Source organism: Halomonas sp. 72, assembly GCF_052379785.1.
GTDB lineage: Bacteria > Pseudomonadota > Gammaproteobacteria > Pseudomonadales > Halomonadaceae > Vreelandella > Vreelandella citrativorans.
In genome coordinates, this window is sequence record NZ_JBQSYY010000003.1 from 75,242 (window position 1) to 99,345 (window position 24,104).

General features: G+C 54.6%; 17 protein-coding genes and 4 tRNA genes. 18 read left to right on the top strand and 3 right to left on the bottom strand.

From position 1 onward, the window contains the following. Positions 1-59: 59 nt before the first annotated feature. From ACT3T6_RS04170 to typA, 3 genes are all read right to left on the bottom strand, one after another. Entirely contained in the window at positions 60-776 is a 717-nt protein-coding gene (locus ACT3T6_RS04170; protein WP_287077452.1) for an ABC transporter ATP-binding protein, read from the bottom strand. A gap of 113 nt (positions 777-889) precedes the next feature. Further along, complete coding sequence (locus ACT3T6_RS04175; RefSeq protein ID WP_193053655.1) at positions 890-2,323, bottom strand: sodium-dependent transporter; 1,434 nt, start codon at positions 2,321-2,323, stop codon at positions 890-892. Positions 2,324-2,639: 316 nt separating this feature from the next. Continuing rightward, the gene (gene typA / locus ACT3T6_RS04180; protein WP_193053654.1) at positions 2,640-4,466 is read right to left on the bottom strand and encodes a translational GTPase TypA; all 1,827 of its coding nucleotides are present in this window, start codon (positions 4,464-4,466) and stop codon (positions 2,640-2,642) included. 163 nt (positions 4,467-4,629) lie between these two features. On the opposite strand from typA, the gene ACT3T6_RS04185 reads away from it, so the two are divergent. The 18 genes from ACT3T6_RS04185 (at position 4,630) to tuf (ending at position 24,009) form a co-directional block, all read left to right on the top strand. Next, positions 4,630-5,613 (top strand): biotin--[acetyl-CoA-carboxylase] ligase, encoded by a 984-nt coding sequence (locus ACT3T6_RS04185; RefSeq protein ID WP_172117725.1) that lies wholly within the window; start codon positions 4,630-4,632, stop codon positions 5,611-5,613. After that, a complete protein-coding gene (locus tag ACT3T6_RS04190; RefSeq protein WP_193053653.1) occupies positions 5,610-6,449 on the top strand; it encodes a type III pantothenate kinase in 840 nt (279 codons plus the stop codon). Before ACT3T6_RS04185 ends, ACT3T6_RS04190 begins: the two co-directional genes overlap by 4 nt. Positions 6,450-6,568: 119 nt before the next feature. Further along, positions 6,569-6,652: transfer RNA gene (locus ACT3T6_RS04195), tRNA-Tyr, on the top strand. Positions 6,653-6,756: 104 nt separating this feature from the next. Then, positions 6,757-6,830 (top strand) — tRNA-Gly (locus ACT3T6_RS04200). A 14-nt stretch (positions 6,831-6,844) separates the two neighbouring features. Continuing rightward, positions 6,845-6,919: transfer RNA gene (locus ACT3T6_RS04205), tRNA-Thr, on the top strand. A 172-nt stretch (positions 6,920-7,091) separates the two neighbouring features. After that, positions 7,092-7,167: transfer RNA gene (locus ACT3T6_RS04210), tRNA-Trp, on the top strand. Between the two features lie 69 nt (positions 7,168-7,236). Beyond that, positions 7,237-7,620 (top strand): preprotein translocase subunit SecE, encoded by a 384-nt coding sequence (secE, locus tag ACT3T6_RS04215; RefSeq protein WP_193053652.1) that lies wholly within the window; start codon positions 7,237-7,239, stop codon positions 7,618-7,620. 8 nt (positions 7,621-7,628) lie between these two features. Then, positions 7,629-8,162: a transcription termination/antitermination protein NusG gene (gene nusG, locus ACT3T6_RS04220; protein WP_193053651.1), complete on the top strand. Its 534-nt coding sequence runs from the start codon at positions 7,629-7,631 to the stop codon at positions 8,160-8,162. 104 nt (positions 8,163-8,266) lie between these two features. Beyond that, the gene (rplK, locus tag ACT3T6_RS04225) at positions 8,267-8,698 is read left to right on the top strand and encodes a 50S ribosomal protein L11 (RefSeq protein ID WP_172117721.1); all 432 of its coding nucleotides are present in this window, start codon (positions 8,267-8,269) and stop codon (positions 8,696-8,698) included. 2 nt (positions 8,699-8,700) lie between these two features. Next, the gene (rplA, locus tag ACT3T6_RS04230; protein ID WP_193053650.1) at positions 8,701-9,393 is read left to right on the top strand and encodes a 50S ribosomal protein L1; all 693 of its coding nucleotides are present in this window, start codon (positions 8,701-8,703) and stop codon (positions 9,391-9,393) included. A 302-nt stretch (positions 9,394-9,695) separates the two neighbouring features. Continuing rightward, positions 9,696-10,199, top strand: coding sequence for a 50S ribosomal protein L10 (gene rplJ / locus ACT3T6_RS04235; RefSeq protein WP_018917742.1), 504 nt, complete (start codon positions 9,696-9,698; stop codon positions 10,197-10,199). A 111-nt stretch (positions 10,200-10,310) separates the two neighbouring features. Continuing rightward, a complete protein-coding gene (rplL, locus tag ACT3T6_RS04240; protein WP_087108966.1) occupies positions 10,311-10,682 on the top strand; it encodes a 50S ribosomal protein L7/L12 in 372 nt (123 codons plus the stop codon). 257 nt (positions 10,683-10,939) lie between these two features. Beyond that, entirely contained in the window at positions 10,940-15,016 is a 4,077-nt protein-coding gene (gene rpoB / locus ACT3T6_RS04245; RefSeq protein WP_172117719.1) for a DNA-directed RNA polymerase subunit beta, read from the top strand. 10 nt (positions 15,017-15,026) lie between these two features. Next, positions 15,027-19,241 carry a DNA-directed RNA polymerase subunit beta' gene (gene rpoC, locus ACT3T6_RS04250; protein ID WP_193053649.1) on the top strand — a complete coding sequence of 1,405 codons (4,215 nt, stop codon included), beginning with the start codon at positions 15,027-15,029 and terminating at the stop codon, positions 19,239-19,241. A 188-nt stretch (positions 19,242-19,429) separates the two neighbouring features. Next, positions 19,430-19,804 carry a 30S ribosomal protein S12 gene (gene rpsL, locus ACT3T6_RS04255; RefSeq protein ID WP_009098973.1) on the top strand — a complete coding sequence of 125 codons (375 nt, stop codon included), beginning with the start codon at positions 19,430-19,432 and terminating at the stop codon, positions 19,802-19,804. Between the two features lie 155 nt (positions 19,805-19,959). Then, positions 19,960-20,430 carry a 30S ribosomal protein S7 gene (gene rpsG, locus ACT3T6_RS04260; RefSeq protein WP_018917738.1) on the top strand — a complete coding sequence of 157 codons (471 nt, stop codon included), beginning with the start codon at positions 19,960-19,962 and terminating at the stop codon, positions 20,428-20,430. Between the two features lie 232 nt (positions 20,431-20,662). Then, entirely contained in the window at positions 20,663-22,786 is a 2,124-nt protein-coding gene (gene fusA / locus ACT3T6_RS04265; protein WP_193053648.1) for an elongation factor G, read from the top strand. Positions 22,787-22,815: 29 nt separating this feature from the next. Next, positions 22,816-24,009: an elongation factor Tu gene (tuf, locus tag ACT3T6_RS04270; protein ID WP_193053647.1), complete on the top strand. Its 1,194-nt coding sequence runs from the start codon at positions 22,816-22,818 to the stop codon at positions 24,007-24,009. The last annotated feature ends 95 nt before the right edge of the window (positions 24,010-24,104 follow it).

A 24,104-nucleotide genomic window follows, 5' to 3' on the forward strand; every position in this document is an offset into this window, starting at 1 on the left:
AAAAGTATCTCGCTGCATCGCTTTTAAGCGGCTTGTTGTCGTTTATAGGGAGCGTTTGATCAGACAGCGTCGGTGCCAAAGTAAGCTTCAATCACCTCTGGGTTATTTTGAATATCCTGAATATGCCCCTCGACCATCATGCTCCCTTGAGCCAGGACAATCACCGGGTCGCATAGCCGGGCAATCATGTCCATGTCGTGTTCGATCACTAAAAAGGTGTAACCCAACTCGCGATTCAAACGCTCAATATTGCTGATCAAGTCGCCCAGCAGGGTGCGGTTAACGCCTGCGGCAATTTCATCAAGCAGCACGACCTTGGCATCCGTCATCATGGTGCGGCCAAGCTCTAACAGCTTTTTTTGCCCGCCAGACAGGTTGCCTGCCAGCTCATTGCGGACATGGTGCAGGCCGACAAACTCGATGACCTCAAGCGCACGTTTTCGGACCGCCGCTTCTTCTTCACGCACCCGTGCCGGTTTAAACCACGTGTTGAATAAGCGTTCTCCCGCCTGATGAGGCGGCACCATCATCAGATTTTCCAGCGCACTCATTTGGCTAAATTCATGGGCAATCTGGAAGGTGCGTAAAAGCCCCTTGTGGAAGCGTTGGTTGGCGCTGAGCGCGGTAATATCGTCACCGTCGAGAAATACATGGCCGCTATCCGGCGTCAGGGAACCAGCGATCAGATTAAACAGGGTCGATTTACCTGCCCCATTAGGGCCGATCATGCCGGTAATTGAGCCTTTCTCGACGCGAATGGAGCAGTTGTTAATCACCTGTCATCCACCAAACGCCTTGTTCACCTGCTGTACTTCAATAAGAGGATGCATAGTGCCCTCGTGATGTAGGCGACCATTGGATCGTCTGTATTGTTATTGTAGGGTGCTGGTCAGCGCGGTTTTTGGCGTCGTTGGCTAAGCGCAAAGAGGCCGACCAGTAGCAGTGCGCCAAGCGCAGGAATCATATAGCCCTCAACCTGGGGAATAGTGCGTAAAAAGACAAACGCGACCGCGGTAGGGGCAACAAAACGCACTAGAAACCGCCAGCTAATAAACCAGGCATGGGTAGTATCCAGCTCTTTCATCACTTCGCTTTGAGTGAGCACCCAGCCTGCGAATAGCGCAATCATCAGGCCACCCAGCGGCATAAAGATATTGGTCAATAGTTCGATAACATCAAAGGCGCTGCGGCCAAATAGATGGTGGAAAAGGCTGTCTTCTGCGCCGATGTTAAAGCTTGCGACGGTGAGCAGTCCCATTGCCCAAGCCGCCACCACCACGATGATGACTGCCTGGGGTCGGGTAAGGTTGAAGCGCTCGACCAGAAAAGCGGCCACGGGCTCGATAAGCGAGATGGAGGAACTAATCGCAGCCCCCAGCACTAAAATAAAGAAGACGCCGCCGATTAGCGCCCCCAGCGGCATTTCAGCGAAGGCAAGTGGCAATGTCACAAACATCAGTCCTGGGCCCTGGCCGGTTTCAAGCCCTGCCCCAAATACCAGCGCGAAAATCGCCAGCCCTGCCACCATGGCAATCGCCGTATCCACTACGGCCACGCCAATGGCGGTGCGCGTAAGAGAGGCATCGCCGGGCATATAGGCGCCGTAGGCCATAATAGCGCCCATCCCCAGGCTTAGCGTAAAGAAGGACTGCCCCACGGCCTGTAGCCAGCCCTCAAGGCTCAGGTCCGCGATGTTAAAGGTCAACAGAAAGCGCGCCGCCGCATGTATATCGCCATTCATCACGCTGTAAGCAAGCACTACCGTCAGAATAATGAACAGCGCAGGCATCATAATGCGCAGGCCCGTCTCAATTCCTCGGTGAACGCCCATGCTGACGATGAGTGCAGACGCCGCAATGAACAGCGTGTGATACAGCGTCATAAGGGAAGGGGACGCCAGCAGTGCGTCAAAACTCGCCGCCATCGTTTGCGCGTCGGCACCCACAAGCGAGCCGGTCAGCATCAGCCCGGTGTAGTGCAGTGCCCAGCCAGCGATGACCGAGTAAAAGCTTAAAATCAAAAAAGCCGAAGCCGCGCCCAGCCAGCCGATTAACTCCCAGGCGCGCGAGGCTTTGTGCGTTTTGGTTAAGTGCCGCATGCCCATAATAGGGCTCTGACGGCTGGTGCGGCCCAGCATGGTCTCGGCGATCAGGATAGGAGTGCCGACGGCCAAAATGGTGGCGGCATACACCAGGATAAACGCCCCGCCACCGTTTTCACCGGTTAAATACGGGAAACGCCAAAGATTGCCCAAGCCCACGGCGGAGCCTACCGCCGCCAGTAAAAAAGTACCCTTGTGCGTCCAGACGTTGTGTCCACTCATGTACAGAGTGTTCCTGTGCAAGTGATAGGCAAAGATCGGTATCCAAATGCCTGTATGTATTGCAGTTTGGCAGAAAGCTTTGGCGTCGCCAGTTGTAAGCTACTGTGCGGTAGAATGCGTGCGCTTTCCAGCGCCTTGGCGTTTAGGCTGCGTTTATTGGTGCACTTGGCGGGGCTTTAAAAAAGAGTAGCGGAGGTAGCCGCGGGGCAATGAATGGCGCAAACGTTTGCAAAGAGCGCCCCAGATACAAGGAAGCCCGCACGGTGGCGGGCTTTCGGTCTTGCTTTAGAGCTTGTTGAGCGTTTGCTCAGCTGACTTATTTCTTGCCAGCGCGCTTACGCTCGTTCTCTGTCAGGTGCTTCTTACGCAGGCGGATGTGCGTCGGCGTGACTTCCACCAGCTCATCGGAATCCAGGAATTCAATGGCCTGTTCCAGCGTGAACTTGATCGGCGGCGTCAGTACGATGTTTTCATCGTTACCGGTGGAGCGCATGTTATCGAGCTTTTTACCCTTGGTCGGGTTAACTACCATGTCGTTGGCACGGTTGTTAATACCGATCAGCATGCCTTCGTAGACTTCGGTAGCGTGATCGATGATCAGCTTGCCACGCTCTTGCAGCGCGTAAAGGGCATAGGCCAGCGCTTTACCGCCTACCATGGAGACCAGAACGCCGTTACGACGCTCAATAGACGCATCGGGCTTCAGCGGACCGTAGTGGTCAAAGCGGCTGGTCAAGATGCCGGTGCCGGATGTCAGGGTCAAGAACTGACCACGGAAACCGATCAAACCACGTGCAGGAATGATGAAGTCCAAGCGAACACGGCCTTTACCATCCGGATTCATGTTAGTCAGTTCACCCTTACGATAGCCAAGCTCTTCCATGATCGAGCCCTGATGCTGCTCTTCACAGTCAATGATGACTTCTTCGTAGGGCTCCTGCTTCTCGCCGTCGATCTCTTTGATGATAACTTCGGGACGGCCAACGGCCAGCTCAAAGCCTTCACGACGCATGGTTTCGATCAGTACCGACAAGTGAAGCTCGCCGCGCCCGGAAACCTTGAATTTTTCAGGGGTGTCGCCCTGTTCAACACGCAGTGCCACGTTGTGAATCAGCTCTTGATCAAGACGATCCTTGATATTACGGCTGGTGACGTACTTGCCTTCTTTACCGGCGAACGGCGAGTCATTGACCTGGAAGGTCATGGACACGGTTGGCTCATCAACGGAAAGCGGCGGCAGGGCTTCAACGGCACTGTTGTCGCACAGCGTATCGGAAATCGCCAGATCTTCGATACCGGTGATACAAACGATGTCACCTGCGGTCGCTTCGGTCGTTTGTACACGCTCCAGACCCATGTGCGTCATGACCTGGCCGACTTTACCTTTACGGGTAGCGCCTTCCTTGGTGATGACGGTGATCTGTTGGCCCGGCTTGACACTGCCGCGCTTGATGCGGCCAAGACCGATAACACCCACGTAGCTGTTGTAATCCAGTGCGGAAATCTGCATCTGGAAGGGACCGTCGACTTCAACTTGCGGCGGCTTAACGATATCTACAATCGCCTGGAACATGGGGTCCATGTTCTCGGCAAGTGCGTCAGGCTCCATGCCGGCAATGCCGTTGAGTGCTGAGCAGTAGATGATTGGGAAGTCGAGCTGCTCGTCGGTGGCACCCAAGTTGTCAAACAGATCGAAAATCTGGTCGATAACCCAGTCAGGGCGTGCGCCAGGGCGGTCAATCTTGTTCACCACGACGATCGGCTGGAGGCCTTGAGAGAACGCTTTTTGAGTCACAAAGCGGGTTTGCGGCATCGGGCCATCAACTGCGTCAACCAGCAGTAGCACTGAATCCACCATGGACATAACGCGCTCTACTTCACCACCGAAGTCAGCGTGCCCAGGGGTGTCAACGATGTTGATGTGGTAGCCCGTACCATTGCCATCTTGCCACTGAATGGCTGTGTTTTTGGCCAGGATCGTAATGCCGCGCTCTTTCTCCTGGTCATTGGAGTCCATAACCCGCTCTTGGGCTTCGGCCTTGCGGTCTAGTGTGCCCGATTGACTTAACAGCTTGTCTACCAAGGTAGTTTTGCCGTGGTCAACGTGGGCGATGATGGCAATGTTACGAAGATTCTCGATCACGACGCGATCCTGCTGGGAAAATAGGGCGGCATTATAGGGTCTCGGTATGGTCGACTACCAGCCTTGTCTCAAATAAAGCGTTAAGTCAATAACCCAAACGCGGCAGTTTTCGCCTCCTACGTGCATCCGTTAAGATAGGCGTTTTCCCAGTTGGGGCAAGCACATGACCATCGGTAACCTGGTGCGTTTGTTGAGCGATGGCAATGTTCACTCTGGTGAACAATTAGGCGAAACGCTGGGCGTTTCGCGGGCTGCTGTATGGAAACAGCTAAAAAAATTGGAAGCCTTGGGCGTGGAATTGGTGGCGGTCAAAGGGAGGGGCTATCGATTAGCTCACCGCCTTGAGCCATTGGAAGGTGCTCGAATTGTTGAGCACCTGCCTGCTCAGGCACGCCATTTGTTGACACGATTATTTGTCGAAGACCAGTTGCCTTCAAGCAATGAGTATCTGCGTCAGCGATTTAATCAGGGTGCGGGGCATGGCGAAGTGTGCCTGGTTGAACTCCAAACCGCCGGTCGTGGTCGCCGTGGGCGAGTATGGACAACCCCGTGGGGGCAAAGTTTGATGCTCTCGTTGGGCTGGCGCTTTGACGCGGGGGTAGCCTCGCTTGAAGGGTTAAGTCTTGCGGTAGGCGTGGTTGTGTCTCAGGTGCTTGAGCAACTAGGCGCTGCGCCTAAGCTAAAATGGCCCAATGATATTCTGATGGTGGATGCAGGCGACGAGCTGGGCAAGCTGGCTGGCATATTGATTGAGGTGACGGGCGATGCGGCGGGGCCTTGCGAGGTTGTGATTGGCATGGGTATGAACCTGTCGTTAACCGAGTCTCAGCGCGCCGCCATTGACCAGCCGGTAGCCGCGCTGTTTGATGTGCATGCCGGGCATACGCGAAATCAGTTGGCGTCAGATGTTGTGGCGGGGCTTCTGAGCATGCTGGCAGATTTTGAACACGTCGGTTTTGCCGCATGGCGCGATGAGTGGAATGCGCGCCATGCGTATGTAGGCGCGCCGGTACGTATCATTCAAGGGGAGCGCGTCAGCGATGCGATCGCAGGCGACGTCGATAACAGCGGTAACTTATGGGTTACTGAAAACGGTCACTCGCGGCGCTTGGCAGGCGGTGAGATCAGCGTACGCAGGCGCTTATGATTCTGGATTTAGATATCGGTAATACCTTGTCGAAATGGCGGCTCAAGGATGCCGAAAGTAGTGAAATACGCTCGCGCGGTGCTGTCTGGACGCGCGAAGAGTGGCGCCCAGGGGCGGATATTCCAGACCTTGATGTGGTTGAGGCCGTACGTATTTCAAGCGTTGCTCGGGCCGCTGTGTTGGAGGAGACGGTGACGCTGCTGCGCCACAAGGTGCGCCATGTCTATGTGGCGCACTCAACACCTGAGGCGTTGGGCGTTGTTAACGGCTATGAGGAGCCCGCTCGGTTGGGGGTCGACCGATGGATGGGAGCGCTTGCCGGCTACCAACTGGCCGGAGGCTGCTGTGCGGTCGACTGTGGTAGTGCCATCACTATTGATTTTGTGCTGCCTGGCGGTATGCACCTGGGGGGCTTTATTATCCCAGGGTTACGGCTAATGAAAGAGAGCTTAAAGCTGGGTACCCGCAATGTCGCGATTGATCCTGAAAGCGAGGCGGACGCTTTGCTGGAGCCTGGGCGTCGCACCGTCGATGCGGTTAATCACGGGATTTATATGGCGGCTGTTAGCGCGATTAACCGTATTTATAGCGAAGTGTGCGATCAGCAGGGCATTGCGCTACCCGTGCTGTTGACAGGCGGCGATGCACGCGTGGTTTCTCGAGGCGTACAAGTGCCTCACGCGGTATGGCCTGATATGGTGTATGGGGGGCTTGAGGCCAGTTTTCCGCTTACCTTCACTGAACGAGCAGGAAAAATGGCCGGTGCGCCGCGGGTGCCTGAGCCTGTATCGTTAGAAAAAATTCGCGCAGGGCTTGCATTCTCTATGCTGCTTTGACAGAATGCAGCGCGTTCCAAGGCAGCTAACAGATGCGCTAGCATCGCAAGCTACGATAAATTAAGTAAATATCTAGCTTGACAGTGTTTTGGAGGCTGGCATAATGTGCCGCCAACGCTGGAGAGATTCCCGAGTGGCCAAAGGGAGCAGACTGTAAATCTGCCGCGAAAGCTTCGAAGGTTCGAATCCTTCTCTCTCCACCAGATTTAAGCAGCAGCGACGTTTGTCGGTGTTGTGGGATGAAAGCCGGTAGAGGGCATTGTCTATCGTTCGGCGTGCAGCGGCTTGTAATCCATGCAGCAGTTACGCGGGCGTAGTTCAACGGTAGAACCTCAGCCTTCCAAGCTGATGGTGCGGGTTCGATTCCCGCCGCCCGCTCCAGTTGATGTGATTTGGCTCATGTAGCTCAGGGGTAGAGCACACCCTTGGTAAGGGTGAGGTCGACGGTTCAATTCCGTCCATGAGCTCCATATTTCGAGAAAAGCGAGCGAAGCTCGCTTTTTTTGTTTCTGAGTTCGTCTCTGTCGTAGGGCGCTGTATATTTTGAGTGTTCGATGCAGAGTGGGGTTGTCAGGTGGTTATTTCTCCGCTATCATGGCGCCCGCTGTTGTGTAGGCTTTTCTTATCCTATGCAGCGATGATAGGCCAGTGGCTCAATTGGCAGAGCAGCGGTCTCCAAAACCGCAGGTTGGGGGTTCGAGTCCCTCCTGGCCTGCCAACCTTCCCCAGGTTGGCATGTTTTTTCAGAATTCCTTTATTGTAGCCGCATCCCAAGGAGTCTCGTTTTATGAAGCCTGGTTCTGTAAAGCACGGTACCGAGGTGCAGCAGGCGCGCCATGACGGGCTTAAGTGGGCTGTGGTTGCAGCGCTGCTTGTCGTTGCTGTCGTTGGTAATACCTATTTCGCCGATATTGGCTTGCTCTACCGCGTATTAGGTGTGGTGGTGTTGTGTGCGCTTGCAGGTTTTATCGCACTTACCACTACTAAAGGTCGCGACTTAACAGAGCTTGCCGTAAGCGCCAAGAAAGAGATTCAGCGCGTTGTATGGCCGACCCGTCCCGAGACTATTCAAACCACTGCGATTGTTCTGGTGGCGGTTCTCGTGGTGGGGTTGATGCTGTGGTTGATTGACACTCTTCTTGGCTGGGCAATGTCCGGCGTCATTGGTTAGGAGTTTTCATGTCCAAACGTTGGTACGTCGTCCACGCCTATTCCGGTTTTGAGAAGCATGTTATGCGCTCACTGATTGAGCGCGTAAAAATGTACGGTATGGAAGATCGTTTTGGCGAAATTCTGGTGCCGACGGAAGAAGTCGTGGAAATGCGCGACGGCAAACGCCGCAAGAGTGAGCGTAAATTCTATCCCGGCTATGTATTAGTCGAGATGGAGATGGTCGATGAGACATGGCATCTCGTTAATGAGACTCCGCGCGTTATGGGCTTCATCGGCGGAACGAAAGAGAAACCGGCTGCGATCACGACCCGTGAAGCGGACGCTATTTTGCGTCGCGTTAAAGACGGAACTGATAAGCCGCGGCCCAAGACAATGTTTGAGCCGGGCCAGTCGGTACGTGTTATCGATGGTCCTTTTGCCGACTTCAACGGTTTGGTTGAAGAAGTCAACTACGACAAGAGCCGTTTGCAGGTCAGTGTATTGATCTTTGGGCGTGCAACACCTGTCGAGCTTGAATTTTCTCAGGTCGAGAAAGAGTAGGATGCAGGTTAAGAAAACGTCGTAAATTCGTAAGAGGCAGCCGTTGGCTGTCTCGCTAGTCCCGGGGAGCCGCAAGGCGCTATTACCCAATTGGAGTGTTTACCATGGCCAAGAAAGTCCAGGCTTATATCAAACTGCAGGTAGCTGCAGGTAAAGCCAATCCAAGTCCGCCCGTAGGCCCAGCACTGGGTCAGCACGGTGTGAACATCATGGAATTTTGTAAGGCGTTTAACGCAGCGACTCAAGAGATTGAGCCGGGTCTGCCGACGCCTGTCGTGATCACTGTCTACTCTGACCGTAGCTTCACGTTCGTTACCAAAACACCGCCTGCTGCCGTGCTGCTGAAAAAAGCCGCTGGTATCAAGTCGGGTTCTGGTGAGCCGAACAAGAAGAAGGTCGGTACCGTGACGCGCGAGCAGATTGAAGAGATCGCCAAAACCAAGGAGCCTGATCTGACGGCTTCTGATCTCGATGCCGCCGTACGTACTATCGCAGGCAGCGCTCGTAGCATGGGCCTTAACGTGGAGGGTCTCTGATCATGGCTAAACTGTCTAAGCGCGCGAAGGTCATTCGCGAGAAAGTAGATGCCAACAAGACGTACTCTCTGGAAGACGCGGTTGCACTGCTTTCTGAGCTGTCTACTGTTAAGTTCAATGAGTCTGTTGATGTCGCGATCAACCTGGGTGTTGATCCGCGTAAATCTGACCAGGTCGTTCGTGGCGCAACCGTCATGCCTAACGGTACTGGTAAAGATGTACGCGTAGCGGTCTTCACTCAAGGTGCTAACGCTGATGCTGCTAAAGAAGCAGGCGCTGACATTGTGGGTATGGATGAGCTGGCTGAGCAAGTGAAGAAAGGCGTGATGGATTTTGACGTCGTTATCGCTTCTCCGGACGCTATGCGCGTTGTTGGTCAGCTGGGCCAGATTCTTGGTCCGCGCGGCCTGATGCCGAACCCGAAAGTCGGCACCGTAACGCCTGACGTTGCAACCGCAGTTAAGAACGCCAAAGCCGGTCAGGTACGTTTCCGTACTGACAAAAACGGTATTATCCACACGACGCTGGGTAAAGTGACGTTTGATGCTGCGTCTGTTCAAGGCAACCTGGAAGCGCTGGTTGCTGACCTTAAGAGGCTCAAGCCGAGTTCCTCTAAAGGTATTTACTTTAAGAAAGTCACCCTGTCCACTACCATGGGCCCAGGTCTGACTATCGACCACTCTGCGTTTGTATAAGCAGACCGTCGACAGGTTTAAGTAAGAACCGAGCAAGAACTTTGCGGTCCTCTAGTTAGGTAAGCCTACTGGAGCACCGTCAAAGACCGCAGGTGCCGCGCTGGATGTTTTTATCTCACGCGGCTTAATTGCCTAAAGCGCCTGCGCAGATGGTGTGGCCGCCAGTTGGTTGAAGCTTTTTAGCGACATTGCTTTCTGGTGAGCACCATCCCCTAAGGCTTCCAGTGCTGGTTAGAGTAGGCCTGGAAGAGATGGTAACCTCCGGCGCCTTAAAAAGGCTCCGGCACGAAGGAGTGATCACTGTGCCACTAGCACTTGAAGGCAAGAAAGCGATTGTTGCCGAGGTCAGTGAAGCGGCCAAGGGCGCACTCTCCGTCGTAGTTGCCGATTCTCGCGGTGTAACGGTCGGTAAAATGACCGATCTGCGCAAGCAGGCACGTGAGAATGGTGTAGAGCTTCGTGTTGTTCGTAACACGCTGGCTCGCCGCGCCCTCGAGGGCACTCAGTGGGAGTGTCTGAACGAGAGCTTTGTTGGTCCGACTCTGTTGGCTTTCTCTACCGATCATCCGGGCGCTGCCGCTCGTTTGTTCAAAGAGTTCGCTAAAACTGAGCAGAACTTCGAAGTGAAGGCGTTGGCCTACGAAGGCGAACTGATCCCGGCTGCTGACATCGACCGTCTGGCAACCCTACCGACTTACAACGAAGCAATTGCCAAGTTGATGTCGGTAATGAAAGAAGCCTCCGCTGGCAAGCTGGTTCGTACCCTGGCCGCTCTGCGCGATCAGAAGCAAGAAGAAGCTGCGTAAGCAGACCTTTTTGCAGGCGGCGTGAACGCTATGCCGATTACGTTGCCTGAACCGAGCAATGAATCCTGAGTCCTCGGCCGACCGAGGCTCCCGCAAAGTTAGGAATGAAAAATGGCACTGTCTAAAGACGATATCATCAATGCTGTAGCCGACATGTCCGTAATGGAAGTTGTTGAGCTGATCGAAGCAATGGAAGAGAAATTCGGCGTATCAGCTGCTGCAGCTGTTATGGCTGGCCCGGCTGCTGGCGGCGAAGCTGCTGCAGAAGAGCAAACCGAGTTTGACCTGGTTCTGACCGCTGCTGGTGACAAGAAAGTTAACGTCATCAAAGCCGTTCGCGAAATCACTGGTCTTGGCCTGAAAGAAGCTAAAGGCGCTGTTGACGGCGCTCCGGCAACGATCAAAGAAGCCATGTCCAAAGACGACGCAGAAGCAGCAAAAGCGAAGCTGGAAGAAGCGGGCGCAAGCGTCGAGCTCAAGTAATTCTTGTGCTGACGGCTTTACGCGCTGCGTAAGCTTCCACGGCTGGCGGCGGGTTTTCCCGCTGCCGGCCTTTTTCTGTTGCAACGTTTAGGTTGCAGCAGAAACACAGTAATACCGTTGTTGTAATACTGTTATCGATCAAGATTTTCGACGGCGAGCTACCGGTTTAGGAGCTTGCTGTCTGCGTCTGACACGCCCGCGCAGGGCAGCGATGACCACGCATCGGTCACCCATGGTGAACAAGCTGGGGAATACAGATGGCTTACTCATATACTGAGAAAAAACGCATCCGCAAGGATTTCGGCAAACTGCCCCAAGTGATGGATGTGCCTTACTTGCTGGCCATCCAGCTTGATTCCTATTACGACTTTCTCCAGCAAGATCGTTCGCCTGACGAGCGTCACGAAGTTGGCCTGCATGCGGCGTTCAAGTCCGTTTTCCCGATCGAGAGTTTCTCGGGCAACGCGGCACTTGAGTACGTTAGCTATCGCTTTGGTACGCCGGCGTTCGATGTTAAGGAGTGTCAGCTGCGTGGCGTGACCTATTCCGCCCCGCTGCGCGTCAAGGTTCGCTTGATCATTTATGATCGCGATTCCTCGAACAAGGCAATCAAGGATATTAAAGAGCAAGAAGTCTACATGGGGGAAATCCCCCTGATGACTGAGAACGGTACCTTTGTTATCAATGGTACTGAGCGGGTTATCGTTTCCCAGCTCCACCGCTCGCCCGGTGTGTTCTTCGATCACGACAAGGGCAAGAGCCACTCTTCTGGTAAGTTGCTCTACTCTGCTCGCGTAATTCCTTACCGTGGTTCCTGGTTGGACTTCGAGTTCGACCCCAAAGACAACGTGTTTGTACGTATTGACCGTCGCCGCAAACTGCCGGCCTCGGTGCTGATGCGTGCGCTAGGCATGAGTACTGAAGAAATCCTCGGTGAGTTCTTCGAAACCAGCGTTTTCCACATCGAGAAGTCTGGCTTCTCCGTGGAGCTGGTGCCCTCGCGTCTGCGCGGCGAGACCGCCACCTTTGATATCAAGGATGGCAACGGCGACATTATTGTTGAAGAAGGTCGTCGGATTACTCAGAAGCACATTCGTCAGCTTGAAAAAGCCGGCCTTGAGCGTCTGGAAGTGCCGATGGAATACCTGTTCGGTAAAACGCTGGCCAAGGATCAGATTGACACCAAAACCGGTGAGCTGATCTGCCCGTGCAACACCGAAATTACGCCTGAAGTGCTTGAGCGCATGGCGCAAGGCAGCATCAAGCGCATTGAAACGCTTTACACCAATGACCTCGACTGCGGCTCGTTCATTTCCGACACCTTAAAGTTGGATACGACTGGCTCAGCACTTGAAGCGCTCGTTGAAATTTATCGCATGATGCGTCCCGGCGAGCCGCCCACAAAAGAGTCTGCCGAGACGTTGTTTAACAACCTGTTCTTCTCTGAGGACCGCTACGACCTGTCGGGCGTTGGCCGCATGAAGTTCAACCGTCGCCTGCGTCGTGAATCCGACACGGGTTCCGGCGTACTGGATCGCAAGGACATCCTCGATGTGCTGCGCGAGCTGATCAATATCCGTAACGGCTTTGGTGACGTTGATGATATCGATCACCTGGGTAACCGTCGTATTCGCTGTGTGGGCGAAATGGCCGAGAACCAGTTCCGTGTCGGCCTGGTACGCGTTGAGCGTGCGGTAAAAGAGCGTCTTTCCATGGCGGAAAGCGAAGGCCTGATGCCCCAGGACTTGATCAACGCCAAGCCAGTTGCAGCGGCGGTGAAAGAGTTCTTCGGTTCAAGCCAGCTGTCCCAGTTCATGGACCAGAACAACCCACTTTCGGAAGTTACCCACAAGCGTCGTGTGTCTGCACTCGGCCCGGGTGGTTTGACCCGTGAGCGCGCTGGCTTTGAAGTACGTGACGTACACGCCACGCACTACGGCCGTTTATGCCCGATCGAAACACCTGAAGGACCGAACATCGGTCTGATCAACTCGCTGGCCACCTACAGCCACACCAACAGCTACGGCTTCCTCGAAACGCCGTACCGTAAGGTGAATGCGGGTCAGGTAACTGACGATATTGTGCACCTCTCTGCTATTGAAGAGGGCGACTACATCATCGCTCAGGCTTCTGCAGCGGTAGATGAGTCCAATAAGCTTTCTGACGACCTGGTTCAGGTGCGTCACCGTGGTGAAACCACCTTTATGCGTCCTGAGCAAGTGACGCTGATGGACGTTTCTCCTCGCCAGGTCGTGTCGGTGGCGGCTGCCCTGATTCCGTTCCTGGAGCACGATGATGCTAACCGCGCCTTGATGGGTGCGAACATGCAGCGTCAGGCCGTTCCTACTCTGCGTGCTGACAAGCCGCTGGTAGGTACCGGCATGGAGCGTTTCGTTGCGCGTGACTCCGGCGTATGTGCCGTGGCGCGTCGTGGCGGCGTTATCGACTCGGTAGATGCGCGTCGTGTGGTAGTACGGGTTAGCGAAGATGAGATCATCGGTGGTGAAGCCGGCGTTGATATCTACAATCTGACCAAGTACACCCGCTCGAACCAGAACACCTGTATGAACCAGCGCCCCATTGTGCGTCCTGGCGACAGCGTTGCACGTGGCGATATTCTCGCCGACGGCCCGTCTGTTGACATGGGTGACCTGGCACTGGGTCAGAATATGCGCATCGCGTTCATGCCCTGGAACGGCTACAACTTCGAGGACTCCATTCTGCTCTCTGAGCGGGTCGTTCAAGAAGACCGTTTCACCACGATCCACATTCAGGAACTGACCTGTGTGTCTCGCGACACCAAGCTGGGGCCGGAAGAGATCACCTCTGATATTCCCAACGTCGGTGAGTCCGCGCTGGGTAAATTGGACGAGGCGGGCGTCGTGTACATCGGTGCTGAAGTTGGCCCGGGCGACATTCTGGTCGGTAAGGTAACGCCGAAGGGTGAAACCCAGCTGACGCCAGAAGAGAAGCTGCTGCGTGCGATCTTCGGTGAGAAAGCGTCTGACGTAAAAGATACCTCCCTGCGTGCTCCTACGGGCATGAAAGGTACGGTTATCGACGTTCAGGTGTTCACTCGCGACGGCGTTGAAAAAGATTCACGTGCGCTCTCCATCGAGCAAATGCAGCTGGATGAAGTGCGTAAGGACCTGCAGGAAACCTACCGTATTGCTGAAGACGCAACGTTTGAGCGTCTGCAGCGTACGCTGGATGGCCAAGCCGTTAACGGCGGTCCGAACCTCAAGAAAGGCGACGTGCTGGACGAGGCTTACCTCGACGAGCTGCCGCGTCAGCAGTGGTTCAAGCTGCGCATGCAGGATGAGGCTTACAACGAGCTTCTGGCACAGGCCGACGAGCAGTTGGAAAACCGTCGTAAAGAGATGGACGAGCGTTTTGAAGACAAGAAACGCAAGCTGACTCAGGGCGATGACCTGGCGCCTGGCGTGCTCAAAATCGTCAAGGTTTACATGGCGGTCAAGCGCCGTATCCAGCCAGGCGACAAGATGGCAGGTCGTCACGGTAACAAGGGTGTTATCTCCGCGATTATGCCGATCGAAGACATGCCGTTCGATGAGAAGGGCGAGCCGGTCGATGTGGTACTTAACCCCTTGGGTGTACCGTCGCGTATGAACGTGGGTCAGATTCTTGAAACTCACCTGGGAATGGCAGCGCGTGGTTTGGGTGTCAAAATCGACGCTATGCTACGTGATGCGCGCGGCCAGCAGGTTGCCGAGATCCGTGACTTCCTTGGCCAGGTATACAACACGCCGGGTGCGCGCCTTGAAGATCTGGATTCGCTCAGTGATGACGAAGTTATCGCGCTGGCGAAAAACCTGAAAGGCGGTGTCCCCATGGCCACGCCGGTATTTGATGGTGCCGAAGAGCACGAAATCAAACACTTGCTGAAGCTTGCTGACATTCCTGAGTCTGGCCAGATGGTGCTGCACGATGGCCGTACCGGTGATGCGTTTGATCGCCCGGTCACCGTCGGCTACATGTACATGCTGAAGCTGAACCACTTGGTAGACGACAAGATGCACGCTCGTTCTACCGGCTCTTACTCGCTGGTTACCCAGCAGCCCTTGGGTGGTAAAGCACAGTTCGGTGGTCAGCGCTTTGGTGAGATGGAAGTGTGGGCGCTGGAAGCCTATGGCGCGGCCTACACCCTGCAAGAGATGCTCACCGTCAAATCGGACGACGTCGAAGGCCGCACCAAGATGTACAAAAACATCGTGGATGGCGACCACACCATGCAGGCAGGCATGCCGGAATCCTTCAATGTACTCGTGAAGGAAATCCGCTCGCTGGGCATCGATATTGAGTTAGAGAGCTAGGAGCCGTGCTATGAAAGATTTGGTGAAAGTACTCAAATCGCAGTCTCAGTCCGAAGAGTTTGACGCGATCAAGATTACTCTGGCGTCGCCGGACATGATTCGCTCCTGGTCGTTTGGCGAGGTGAAGAAGCCTGAGACCATTAACTACCGTACCTTTAAGCCGGAGCGGGACGGTCTGTTCTGCGCCAAGATTTTTGGCCCGGTAAAGGATTACGAGTGCTTGTGCGGTAAGTACAAGCGCATGAAGCACCGCGGCATCATTTGTGAAAAGTGTGGCGTTGAAGTCACCAAGGCAGCCGTGCGCCGTGAGCGTATGGGGCACATTGAGCTGGCCTCGCCGGTTGCTCACATCTGGTTTTTGAAATCATTGCCGTCGCGTATCGGCATGTTCCTCGATATGACCCTGCGTGATATCGAGCGCGTGCTGTACTTTGAGTCCTTCGTTGTTATCGATCCAGGCATGACCACGCTTGAGCGTGGTCAGCTGATGAACGATGAGCAGTACTTTGAAGCCCTTGAAGAGTTCGGCGATGACTTCGATGCCCGCATGGGTGCCGAAGCGGTGCAAGAACTCCTCAAAGATATTGATCTTGAAGAAGAGATAAACACCCTGCGTGAAGAGATTCCGCAGACTAACTCTGAAACCAAGATCAAGAAGCTTTCCAAGCGTTTGAAGCTGCTGGAAGCGTTTTACCACTCCGGCAATGCGCCGGCGTGGATGGTCATGGAAGTGCTGCCTGTCCTGCCACCGGATTTACGTCCGCTGGTACCGCTGGACGGCGGCCGCTTCGCGACCTCCGATCTCAACGACCTTTACCGTCGTGTGATCAACCGTAACAACCGCTTGAAGCGTCTGCTCGACCTTAATGCGCCGGATATCATCGTGCGCAACGAGAAGCGTATGCTTCAGGAAGCGGTCGATGCTTTGCTTGACAACGGTCGTCGTGGCCGCGCGATCACGGGCTCCAACAAGCGCCCGCTGAAGTCGCTCGCCGACATGATCAAAGGTAAGCAGGGTCGTTTCCGTCAGAACTTGTTGGGTAAGCGCGTCGATTACTCGGGCCGTTCGGTGATTACCGTGGGTCCTACTCTGCGCCTGCATCAGTGTGGTCTGCCGAAGAAAATGGCACTGGAGCTGTTCAAGCCGTTTATCTACTCCAAGCTTCAGTCGCTAGGCTTCGCCTCAACGATTAAAGCCGCGAAGAAAATGGTTGAACGCGAGCTGCCGGAAGTGTGGGACATCCTTGCCGATGTTATCCGCGAACACCCGGTACTGCTTAACCGTGCACCGACGCTTCACCGTCTGGGTATCCAGGCGTTTGAACCGCTGCTGATTGAAGGTAAAGCGATCCAGTTGCACCCGCTGGTGTGTGCGGCCTACAACGCCGACTTCGACGGTGACCAGATGGCGGTACACGTGCCGCTGACCCTGGAAGCCCAGCTCGAAGCCCGTGCGCTGATGATGGCGACCAACAACGTGCTGTCGCCCGCCAACGGCGAGCCGATCATCGTGCCGTCGCAGGACGTTGTTCTGGGTCTTTACTACATGACCCGTGAGAAGATCAACGCCAAGGGCGAAGGCATGGTGTTCTCTGACCTCAACGAGGTTGAGCGCGCCTTCGGTACTCAGTCGGTATCGCTGCACGCCCGTGTCAAGGTGCGTCTGGACGAGGTCGACATCGAAGAAGAGACCGGCGAGAAGTCATTCCATCGTCGTCTATACGAAACCACGGTTGGCCGTGCGCTGTTGTTCCGCATTCTGCCTGAAGGCGTGCCGTTTGCGCTGATCGACCAGCCGATGAAGAAGAAGGCGATTTCTGGCCTGATCAACGAAGTATATCGCCGCTCCGGCCTCAAGCCGACGGTCATCTTCGCTGACCAACTGATGTACACCGGTTTCCGTCTGGCGACCTGGTCCGGCGCCTCTATCGGCGTTAACGACTTCGTCATCCCGGATGCCAAAACCGAGATCGTCGACGCGGCCGAAGCTGAAGTCAAAGAGATCGAAGACCAGTTCTCTTCTGGCCTGGTAACTGCGGGCGAGAAGTACAACAAGGTTATCGATATCTGGTCCAAGGCCAACGATAAAGTCGCCAAGGCGATGATGACCGGTATTTCCAAAGAGACCGTTATTGACCGCGATGGCAACGAAGTTGAGCAGGAATCGTTCAACAGCGTCTTCATCATGGCCGACTCCGGTGCACGGGGTAGTGCCGCTCAGATCCGCCAGTTGGCGGGTATGCGTGGCCTGATGGCCAAGCCGGATGGCTCGATCATCGAGACGCCGATCGTGGCCAACTTCCGTGAAGGCCTGAACGTACTTCAGTACTTCATCTCGACCCACGGTGCACGTAAAGGTCTGGCGGATACGGCTCTGAAAACGGCTAACTCCGGTTACTTGACGCGTCGTCTGGTGGACGTGGCCCAGGATCTAGTGATCACCGAGGTTGACTGTGGTACTGAAAACGGTCTGACCCTGCACCCGATTATCGAGGGTGGCGACATCATCGTACCGCTATCACAGCGCGTATTGGGTCGTGTGGTTGCGTTGGATGTGGTTGATCCAGGTACTGAAGAAGTTCTGATCCCACGTAACACGCTGCTAGACGAGAAGTGGTGTGCTGAGCTCGACACCATGGGTGTGGATGAGATTATCGTACGCTCAACCATTACCTGTGACACACCGCACGGCGTATGTTCGTCCTGTTACGGACGTGATCTTGCCCGCGGTCACCAGGTCAACATCGGTGAATCTGTCGGTGTTATCGCCGCTCAGTCAATCGGTGAGCCGGGTACCCAGCTGACCATGCGTACGTTCCACATCGGTGGCGCGGCATCGCGTTCATCGGCCGTCGATAGCGTACAGGTCAAGCACGGCGGTAAGGTTCGTCTGCACAACATTAAGCACGTAGAGCGTGCCGACGGCAAATTGGTCGTGGTATCGCGTTCTAGCGCCCTGGCGGTGGCTGACGATCACGGTCGTGAGCGTGAGTACTACAAGCTGCCCTACGGTGCTGAACTTTCCGTACGCGACGGCGACGTGGTTGATGCCGGTGCGATGGTTGCCAAGTGGGATCCGCACACCCATCCGATCATTGCTGAAGTAGAGGGTAAGGCGCAGTTCATCGATCTCGACGAAGGTGTCACCATGCACCGCTCAGTCGACGAGATGACCGGTCTCTCCTCTATCGAAGTCATTGAGTCCGCCGCTCGCCCGATGGCTGGTCGCGACAAGCGTCCGATGGTCATGCTGCAAGATGCGGCCGGTGAGTACGTGTCGGTTTCCGGCTCGAACACGCCAGTGCAATATCTGCTGCCAGGCAATTCCATTATCTCCGTTGATGATGGTTCCACCATCGGTGTGGGTGAGGTGGTTGCCCGTATTCCGGTTGAAGCATCAGGTAACAAGGATATCACCGGTGGTCTGCCACGCGTTGCTGACCTATTCGAAGCACGTAAGCCGAAAGAACCGGCGATCCTTGCCGAAATCAGCGGTGTGGTGAGCTTCGGTAAAGAGACCAAAGGCAAGCGTCGTTTGACGATTACGCCAGGGTCTGGCGATCCGTTTGAAGCGCTGATCCCGAAATGGCGTCAAATCGCCGTTTTTGAAGGCGAAAGTGTTGAGAAGGGTGAGGTCATCTCCGATGGCCCGAGCAATCCGCACGATATTCTGCGTTTGCTCGGCGTAGCGGAGCTTGCCAAGTACATTACGGCCGAAGTGCAAGATGTTTACCGTCTGCAGGGCGTAGGCATCAACGACAAGCACATCGAAGTTATTGTGCGTCAGATGCTACGTAAGGTCGAAATTGCCGATTCAGGCGATTCTGACTTCATCACCGGCGACCAGGCTGAGCTTGTGCGCGTGCTGGAGCAGAACGCTCGTCTCGAAAAAGAAGGTAAATTCCCGGCGAAGTATCAGCGCTTGTTGCTGGGTATCACCAAGGCCAGCCTGGCGACCGAATCGTTCATCTCTGCGGCCTCCTTCCAGGAGACAACCCGCGTACTGACCGAAGCGGCTGTTACCGGCAAGCGCGATTATCTGCGCGGCCTGAAAGAAAACGTGGTAGTTGGGCGTCTGATTCCGGCAGGTACCGGTCTGACTCACCACGCTGAACGTCGCCGCAAACGCGAAGACGTTGAGCGCCTGTTCAATCCCTCAGCGACTGAGGTAGAGCAGGAGCTTGGAGCACAGTTGACAGCACTTGATTCTGACGACGAGCTCTAAAAATGAGTAGTAAAAAATGAGCATCTGACCCTGGAAGCGCTATCTTGCCGGTAAAACCGCCGGCAAGACTTGACGTCGACTAGGGTCAGCCTTTAGAATGCGCAGCCTTTAACAGTGGGGTGGGTGCGCCCGCATCCGCTGCCCGTATTTGTTAAAGGCTAGGCAACCATTGGAGTCAGCTAAACACCATGGCAACGATTAATCAGCTAGTGCGTAAGCCGCGCAAGCGCCCCGTTACTAAAAGTGACGTGCCCGCGCTTCAGGCTTGTCCGCAAAAGCGCGGCGTATGTACGCGCGTATACACCACTACTCCCAAGAAGCCGAACTCGGCCCTGCGTAAGGTTTGCCGTGTGCGCCTGACCAACGGTTTCGAAGTTTCTTCTTACATTGGTGGTGAAGGTCACAACCTGCAGGAGCACTCTGTTGTTCTGATTCGCGGCGGTCGTGTAAAGGATTTGCCAGGTGTGCGTTATCACACCGTTCGTGGCGCCCTTGACACCTCTGGCGTACAGAATCGTAAGCAGGGCCGTTCCAAGTACGGTACTAAGCGTCCGAAGTCTTAAGACAGCTTGCCGTCACGCTGTGTTTGCAGCGTATGTAACGTAATGTCCAACACGAATATGATGGTCTGATAAGAGTAAGGTCGGGCAGTGCAGGGTAGTCGATACTAAGCGCGAGTTCCGGGTTTACCTGAAGGATCCTTAATTGAGGGCTTATCATGCCTAGAAGAAGAGTTGTAGCTAAACGCGAAATCCTGCCGGATCCTAAGTTCGGAAGTGAGCGTCTGGCGAAGTTCATGAACCACCTGATGGTCAGCGGCAAGAAGTCCATAGCTGAGCGCATTGTTTACGGTGCGTTGGACAAGGTTGCCGAGCGTAGTAGTGAAGAGCCGCTGGAAATCTTCGACAAAGCGCTGGAAACCATCCAGCCGATGGTCGAAGTGAAGTCGCGCCGCGTGGGTGGTGCGACCTATCAGGTTCCGGTTGAAGTTCGTCCGTCTCGCCGCCAAGCGCTCGCTATGCGCTGGTTGGTAGACGCGGCGCGTCGCCGCGGTGAAAAAACGATGGTTCAGCGTCTGGCAGGTGAAATGCTGGATGCCGCAGAAGGTAAAGGTTCTGCTGTTAAGAAGCGCGAAGACGTGCATCGTATGGCCGAAGCCAACAAGGCTTTCTCGCACTATCGTTTCTAAGAGCGTCCCTTTCAAGAGTGACGTTTTTAAGTACGGCGTTTGTAAGCGCAGTGTTTATAAAGTTCGCGTTTATATATGCACGTTGTTTCAGCAGGGCGTCGTTGGAAGTGGTAGGTCGAGTCGCTTTGTTGCAACACCCCGCCGTTATCATTCTGTGATAGCGGCGGTAGCGTAAGGCTCACTTTTGCCACTGCTAAGTTAACGAGCATCGCCAACTAACGGGAGTTTCACCGTGGCACGCAAGACACCACTTAATCGTTATCGCAATATTGGTATCGTAGCGCACGTTGATGCGGGTAAAACCACAACGACCGAGCGGGTACTGTTCTATACCGGCTTGAATCACAAGTTGGGTGAAACACACGAGGGTGCCTCAACGACTGACTGGATGGAGCAGGAGCAGGAGCGTGGTATTACGATCACCTCTGCCGCTGTCACCACCTTCTGGCAAGGTATGGCCAAGCAGTTTGATGAGCACCGTATCAACATCATCGATACGCCTGGGCACGTTGACTTCACTATCGAAGTTGAGCGTTCATTGCGCGTGCTAGATGGTGCGGTTGTCGTACTGTGTGGGTCTTCCGGCGTTCAGCCGCAGACCGAAACAGTATGGCGTCAGGCCGATAAGTACGAAGTACCGCGTATGGTCTTTGTTAACAAGATGGACCGTACTGGCGCTGATTTCTTCATGGTTGTTGACCAGTTGAAAGAGCGCTTGGGTGCGAATGCCGTGCCGATCCAGATTAACTGGGGTACGGAAGAAGACTTTAAGGGCGTTATCGACCTGATTCAGATGAAGGCTATCCTGTGGGATGAGGCTAGCCTGGGTATGAATTTCGAACTCGTGGATATTCCGGCTGAGCTGCAAGAGACTGCCGAGAAATATCGCGAGCAGATGGTTGAAGCGGCTGCCGAAGGCTCTGACGAGCTAATGGACAAGTACCTGGAAGGCGTAGAGCTGTCGATCGAAGAGATCAAGGCGGGTCTTCGTACGCGTACTCTGGCCAATGAGATTGTTCTGGTTACCTGCGGTTCTGCCTTTAAGAATAAAGGTGTTCAGGCGGTGCTGGACGGTGTTATCGAGTACATGCCTTCGCCAACTGAAGTTAAGGCGATCGAAGGTGAGCTGGACGATAAAGATGGCACCATCGCTAAGCGTGAAGCCGATGACAGTGCGCCGTTTGCAGCGTTGGCATTCAAGATCGCTACCGACCCCTTCGTTGGTACGCTGACCTTTATCCGCGTTTACTCGGGCGTTCTGAAGTCTGGTGACGGTGTATATAACTCCGTTAAGCAGAAGAAAGAGCGCGTTGGCCGTATCGTACAGATGCACGCTAACTCGCGCGAAGAGATCAAAGAAGTACTCGCTGGCGATATTGCAGCATGTATCGGTCTGAAAGATGTCACCACGGGTGATACCCTGTGTGATATTGATAACAAGATCGTTCTTGAGCGCATGGAGTTCCCGGATCCGGTTATCTCGGTTGCCGTTGAGCCGAAGTCCAAGGCTGACCAGGAAAAAATGGGTATTGCACTGGGTAAATTGGCCCAGGAAGATCCTTCTTTCCAGGTGAAAACCGACGAAGAGACCGGCCAGACGATTATTTCTGGTATGGGTGAGCTTCACCTGGATATTCTCGTTGACCGTATGCGTCGCGAGTTTAAGGTGGAAGCCAATATCGGTAAGCCGCAGGTAGCATACCGCGAAACTATTCGTGGCAGCATTGAGCAGGAAGGCAAGTTTGTACGTCAGTCCGGTGGTCGTGGTCAGTACGGTCACGTTTTGCTGCGTATTGAGCCGCTGACTGCTGAAGAGAAGGGTGAAGGCGAAGAAGAGATTTTCTTCAAATTCAACTCTGAGATCGTAGGTGGTACGGTTCCCAAGGAATACGTCCCTGCGGTTGAGAAAGGCGCTTACGAGCAGCTTAAAAACGGTGTCATCGCGGGTTACCCGATGATCGACGTTAAAGTGACGCTGTTCGACGGCTCCTTCCACGACGTAGACTCTAACGAGACTGCGTTCAAGATTGCTTCTTCTATGGCAGTGAAGGAAGGTGCCAGGAAGGCCAAGGCCGTGCTGCTGGAGCCGGTGATGAAGGTCGAAATCGTGACTCCCGAAGAATTTATGGGTGACGTCATGGGCGACCTGAGCCGTCGTCGCGGTCTGGTGCAGGGTATGGATGACTCTTCTTCTGGTAAAGTCATTCGTGCAACGGTGCCGCTGGGTGAGATGTTCGGTTACGCAACCGACCTGCGCTCACAAACCCAGGGCCGTGCGAGCTACTCTATGGAGTTCTCGAAGTACGACGAGGCGCCCTCCAGCGTCGTTGAAGCCGTCATCAATCAAAACGGTTAACCGTTAGCTAACGTAAAGAGGTTATAGCAGTGGCTAAGGAAAAATTCGAACGTTCCAAACCGCACGTCAACGTCGGCACCATCGGTCACGTCGACCACGGTAAAACGACTCTGACTGCGGCCCTGACCCGCGTGTCTGCTGAGGTTTTCGGCGGCGATTGGCGTGAATTTGATACTATCGATAACGCTCCTGAAGAGCGCGAGCGTGGTATCACTATCGCGACTTCCCACGTGGAATATCAGTCTGAAGAGCGACACTACGCGCACGTTGACTGCCCAGGACACGCTGACTACGTCAAGAACATGATCACCGGTGCTGCGCAGATGGACGGCGCGATCCTGGTATGTTCTGCTGCTGACGGCCCGATGCCGCAGACGCGTGAGCACATCCTGCTGTCTCGCCAGGTTGGTGTTCCGTACATCGTTGTGTTCCTGAATAAAGCGGACATGGTCGATGACGAAGAGCTGCTTGAGCTGGTTGAGATGGAAGTTCGTGAGCTCCTCGACGAGTACGACTTCCCGGGCGATGACACGCCGATCATCACTGGTTCAGCGCTGATGGCCCTTAACGGTGAAGATGAGAACGGTATGGGTACTACCGCCGTTGCTAATCTGATCAAAGCTCTGGATGCTTACATTCCTGAGCCGGAGCGTGCTATTGATCAGCCGTTCCTGATGCCGATCGAAGACGTCTTCTCTATCTCTGGTCGTGGTACTGTTGTTACTGGTCGTGTAGAGCGCGGTATCGTTAAGTCTGGTGAAGAAGTGGAAATCGTGGGTATTCGCGACACCACTAAAACCATCGTTACCGGTGTTGAAATGTTCCGTAAGCTGCTCGACGAAGGTCGTGCAGGTGAGAACGTCGGCGCCCTGCTGCGTGGTACTAAGCGTGATGACGTCGAGCGTGGTCAGGTTCTGGCCAAGCCGGGCACCATTCACCCGCACACTACCTTCGAAGCAGAAGTTTACGTACTGTCCAAAGAAGAGGGTGGTCGTCACACTCCTTTCTTCAAGGGCTACCGTCCTCAGTTCTACTTCCGTACCACTGACATCACCGGTACCTGTGAACTGCCGGAAGGTGTTGAAATGGTAATGCCGGGTGACAACGTTCAGATGGTTGTTACCTTGATTGCTCCGATCGCTATGGACGACGGTCTGCGCTTCGCTATTCGCGAAGGTGGTCGTACCGTTGGTGCTGGCGTTGTGGCAAAAATCGTTAAGTAATCGATTTACTTGATCGATGAAGGGGGCTCTCGCGAGCCCCCTTTTCTGCGCACCAATAGCAAATGTTTGACATGGGCTTTTGGCGTGCCTATAAT

Excerpts from the sequence above, each read along its gene's own strand:
- rpsG (WP_018917738.1), top strand. The coding sequence starts at position 19,960 with ATGCCTAGAAGAAGAGTTGTAGCTAAACGCGAAATCCTGCCGGATCCT.
- secE (WP_193053652.1), top strand. The coding sequence starts at position 7,237 with ATGAAGCCTGGTTCTGTAAAGCACGGTACCGAGGTGCAGCAGGCGCGC.
- ACT3T6_RS04175 (WP_193053655.1), bottom strand. The coding sequence starts at position 2,323 with ATGAGTGGACACAACGTCTGGACGCACAAGGGTACTTTTTTACTGGCG.
- rplL (WP_087108966.1), top strand. The coding sequence starts at position 10,311 with ATGGCACTGTCTAAAGACGATATCATCAATGCTGTAGCCGACATGTCC.
- rpsL (WP_009098973.1), top strand. The coding sequence starts at position 19,430 with ATGGCAACGATTAATCAGCTAGTGCGTAAGCCGCGCAAGCGCCCCGTT.
- rpoC (WP_193053649.1), top strand. The coding sequence starts at position 15,027 with ATGAAAGATTTGGTGAAAGTACTCAAATCGCAGTCTCAGTCCGAAGAG.
- rplA (WP_193053650.1), top strand. The coding sequence starts at position 8,701 with ATGGCTAAACTGTCTAAGCGCGCGAAGGTCATTCGCGAGAAAGTAGAT.
- rpoB (WP_172117719.1), top strand. The coding sequence starts at position 10,940 with ATGGCTTACTCATATACTGAGAAAAAACGCATCCGCAAGGATTTCGGC.
- rplK (WP_172117721.1), top strand. The coding sequence starts at position 8,267 with ATGGCCAAGAAAGTCCAGGCTTATATCAAACTGCAGGTAGCTGCAGGT.
- ACT3T6_RS04185 (WP_172117725.1), top strand. The coding sequence starts at position 4,630 with ATGACCATCGGTAACCTGGTGCGTTTGTTGAGCGATGGCAATGTTCAC.
- nusG (WP_193053651.1), top strand. The coding sequence starts at position 7,629 with ATGTCCAAACGTTGGTACGTCGTCCACGCCTATTCCGGTTTTGAGAAG.
- ACT3T6_RS04190 (WP_193053653.1), top strand. The coding sequence starts at position 5,610 with ATGATTCTGGATTTAGATATCGGTAATACCTTGTCGAAATGGCGGCTC.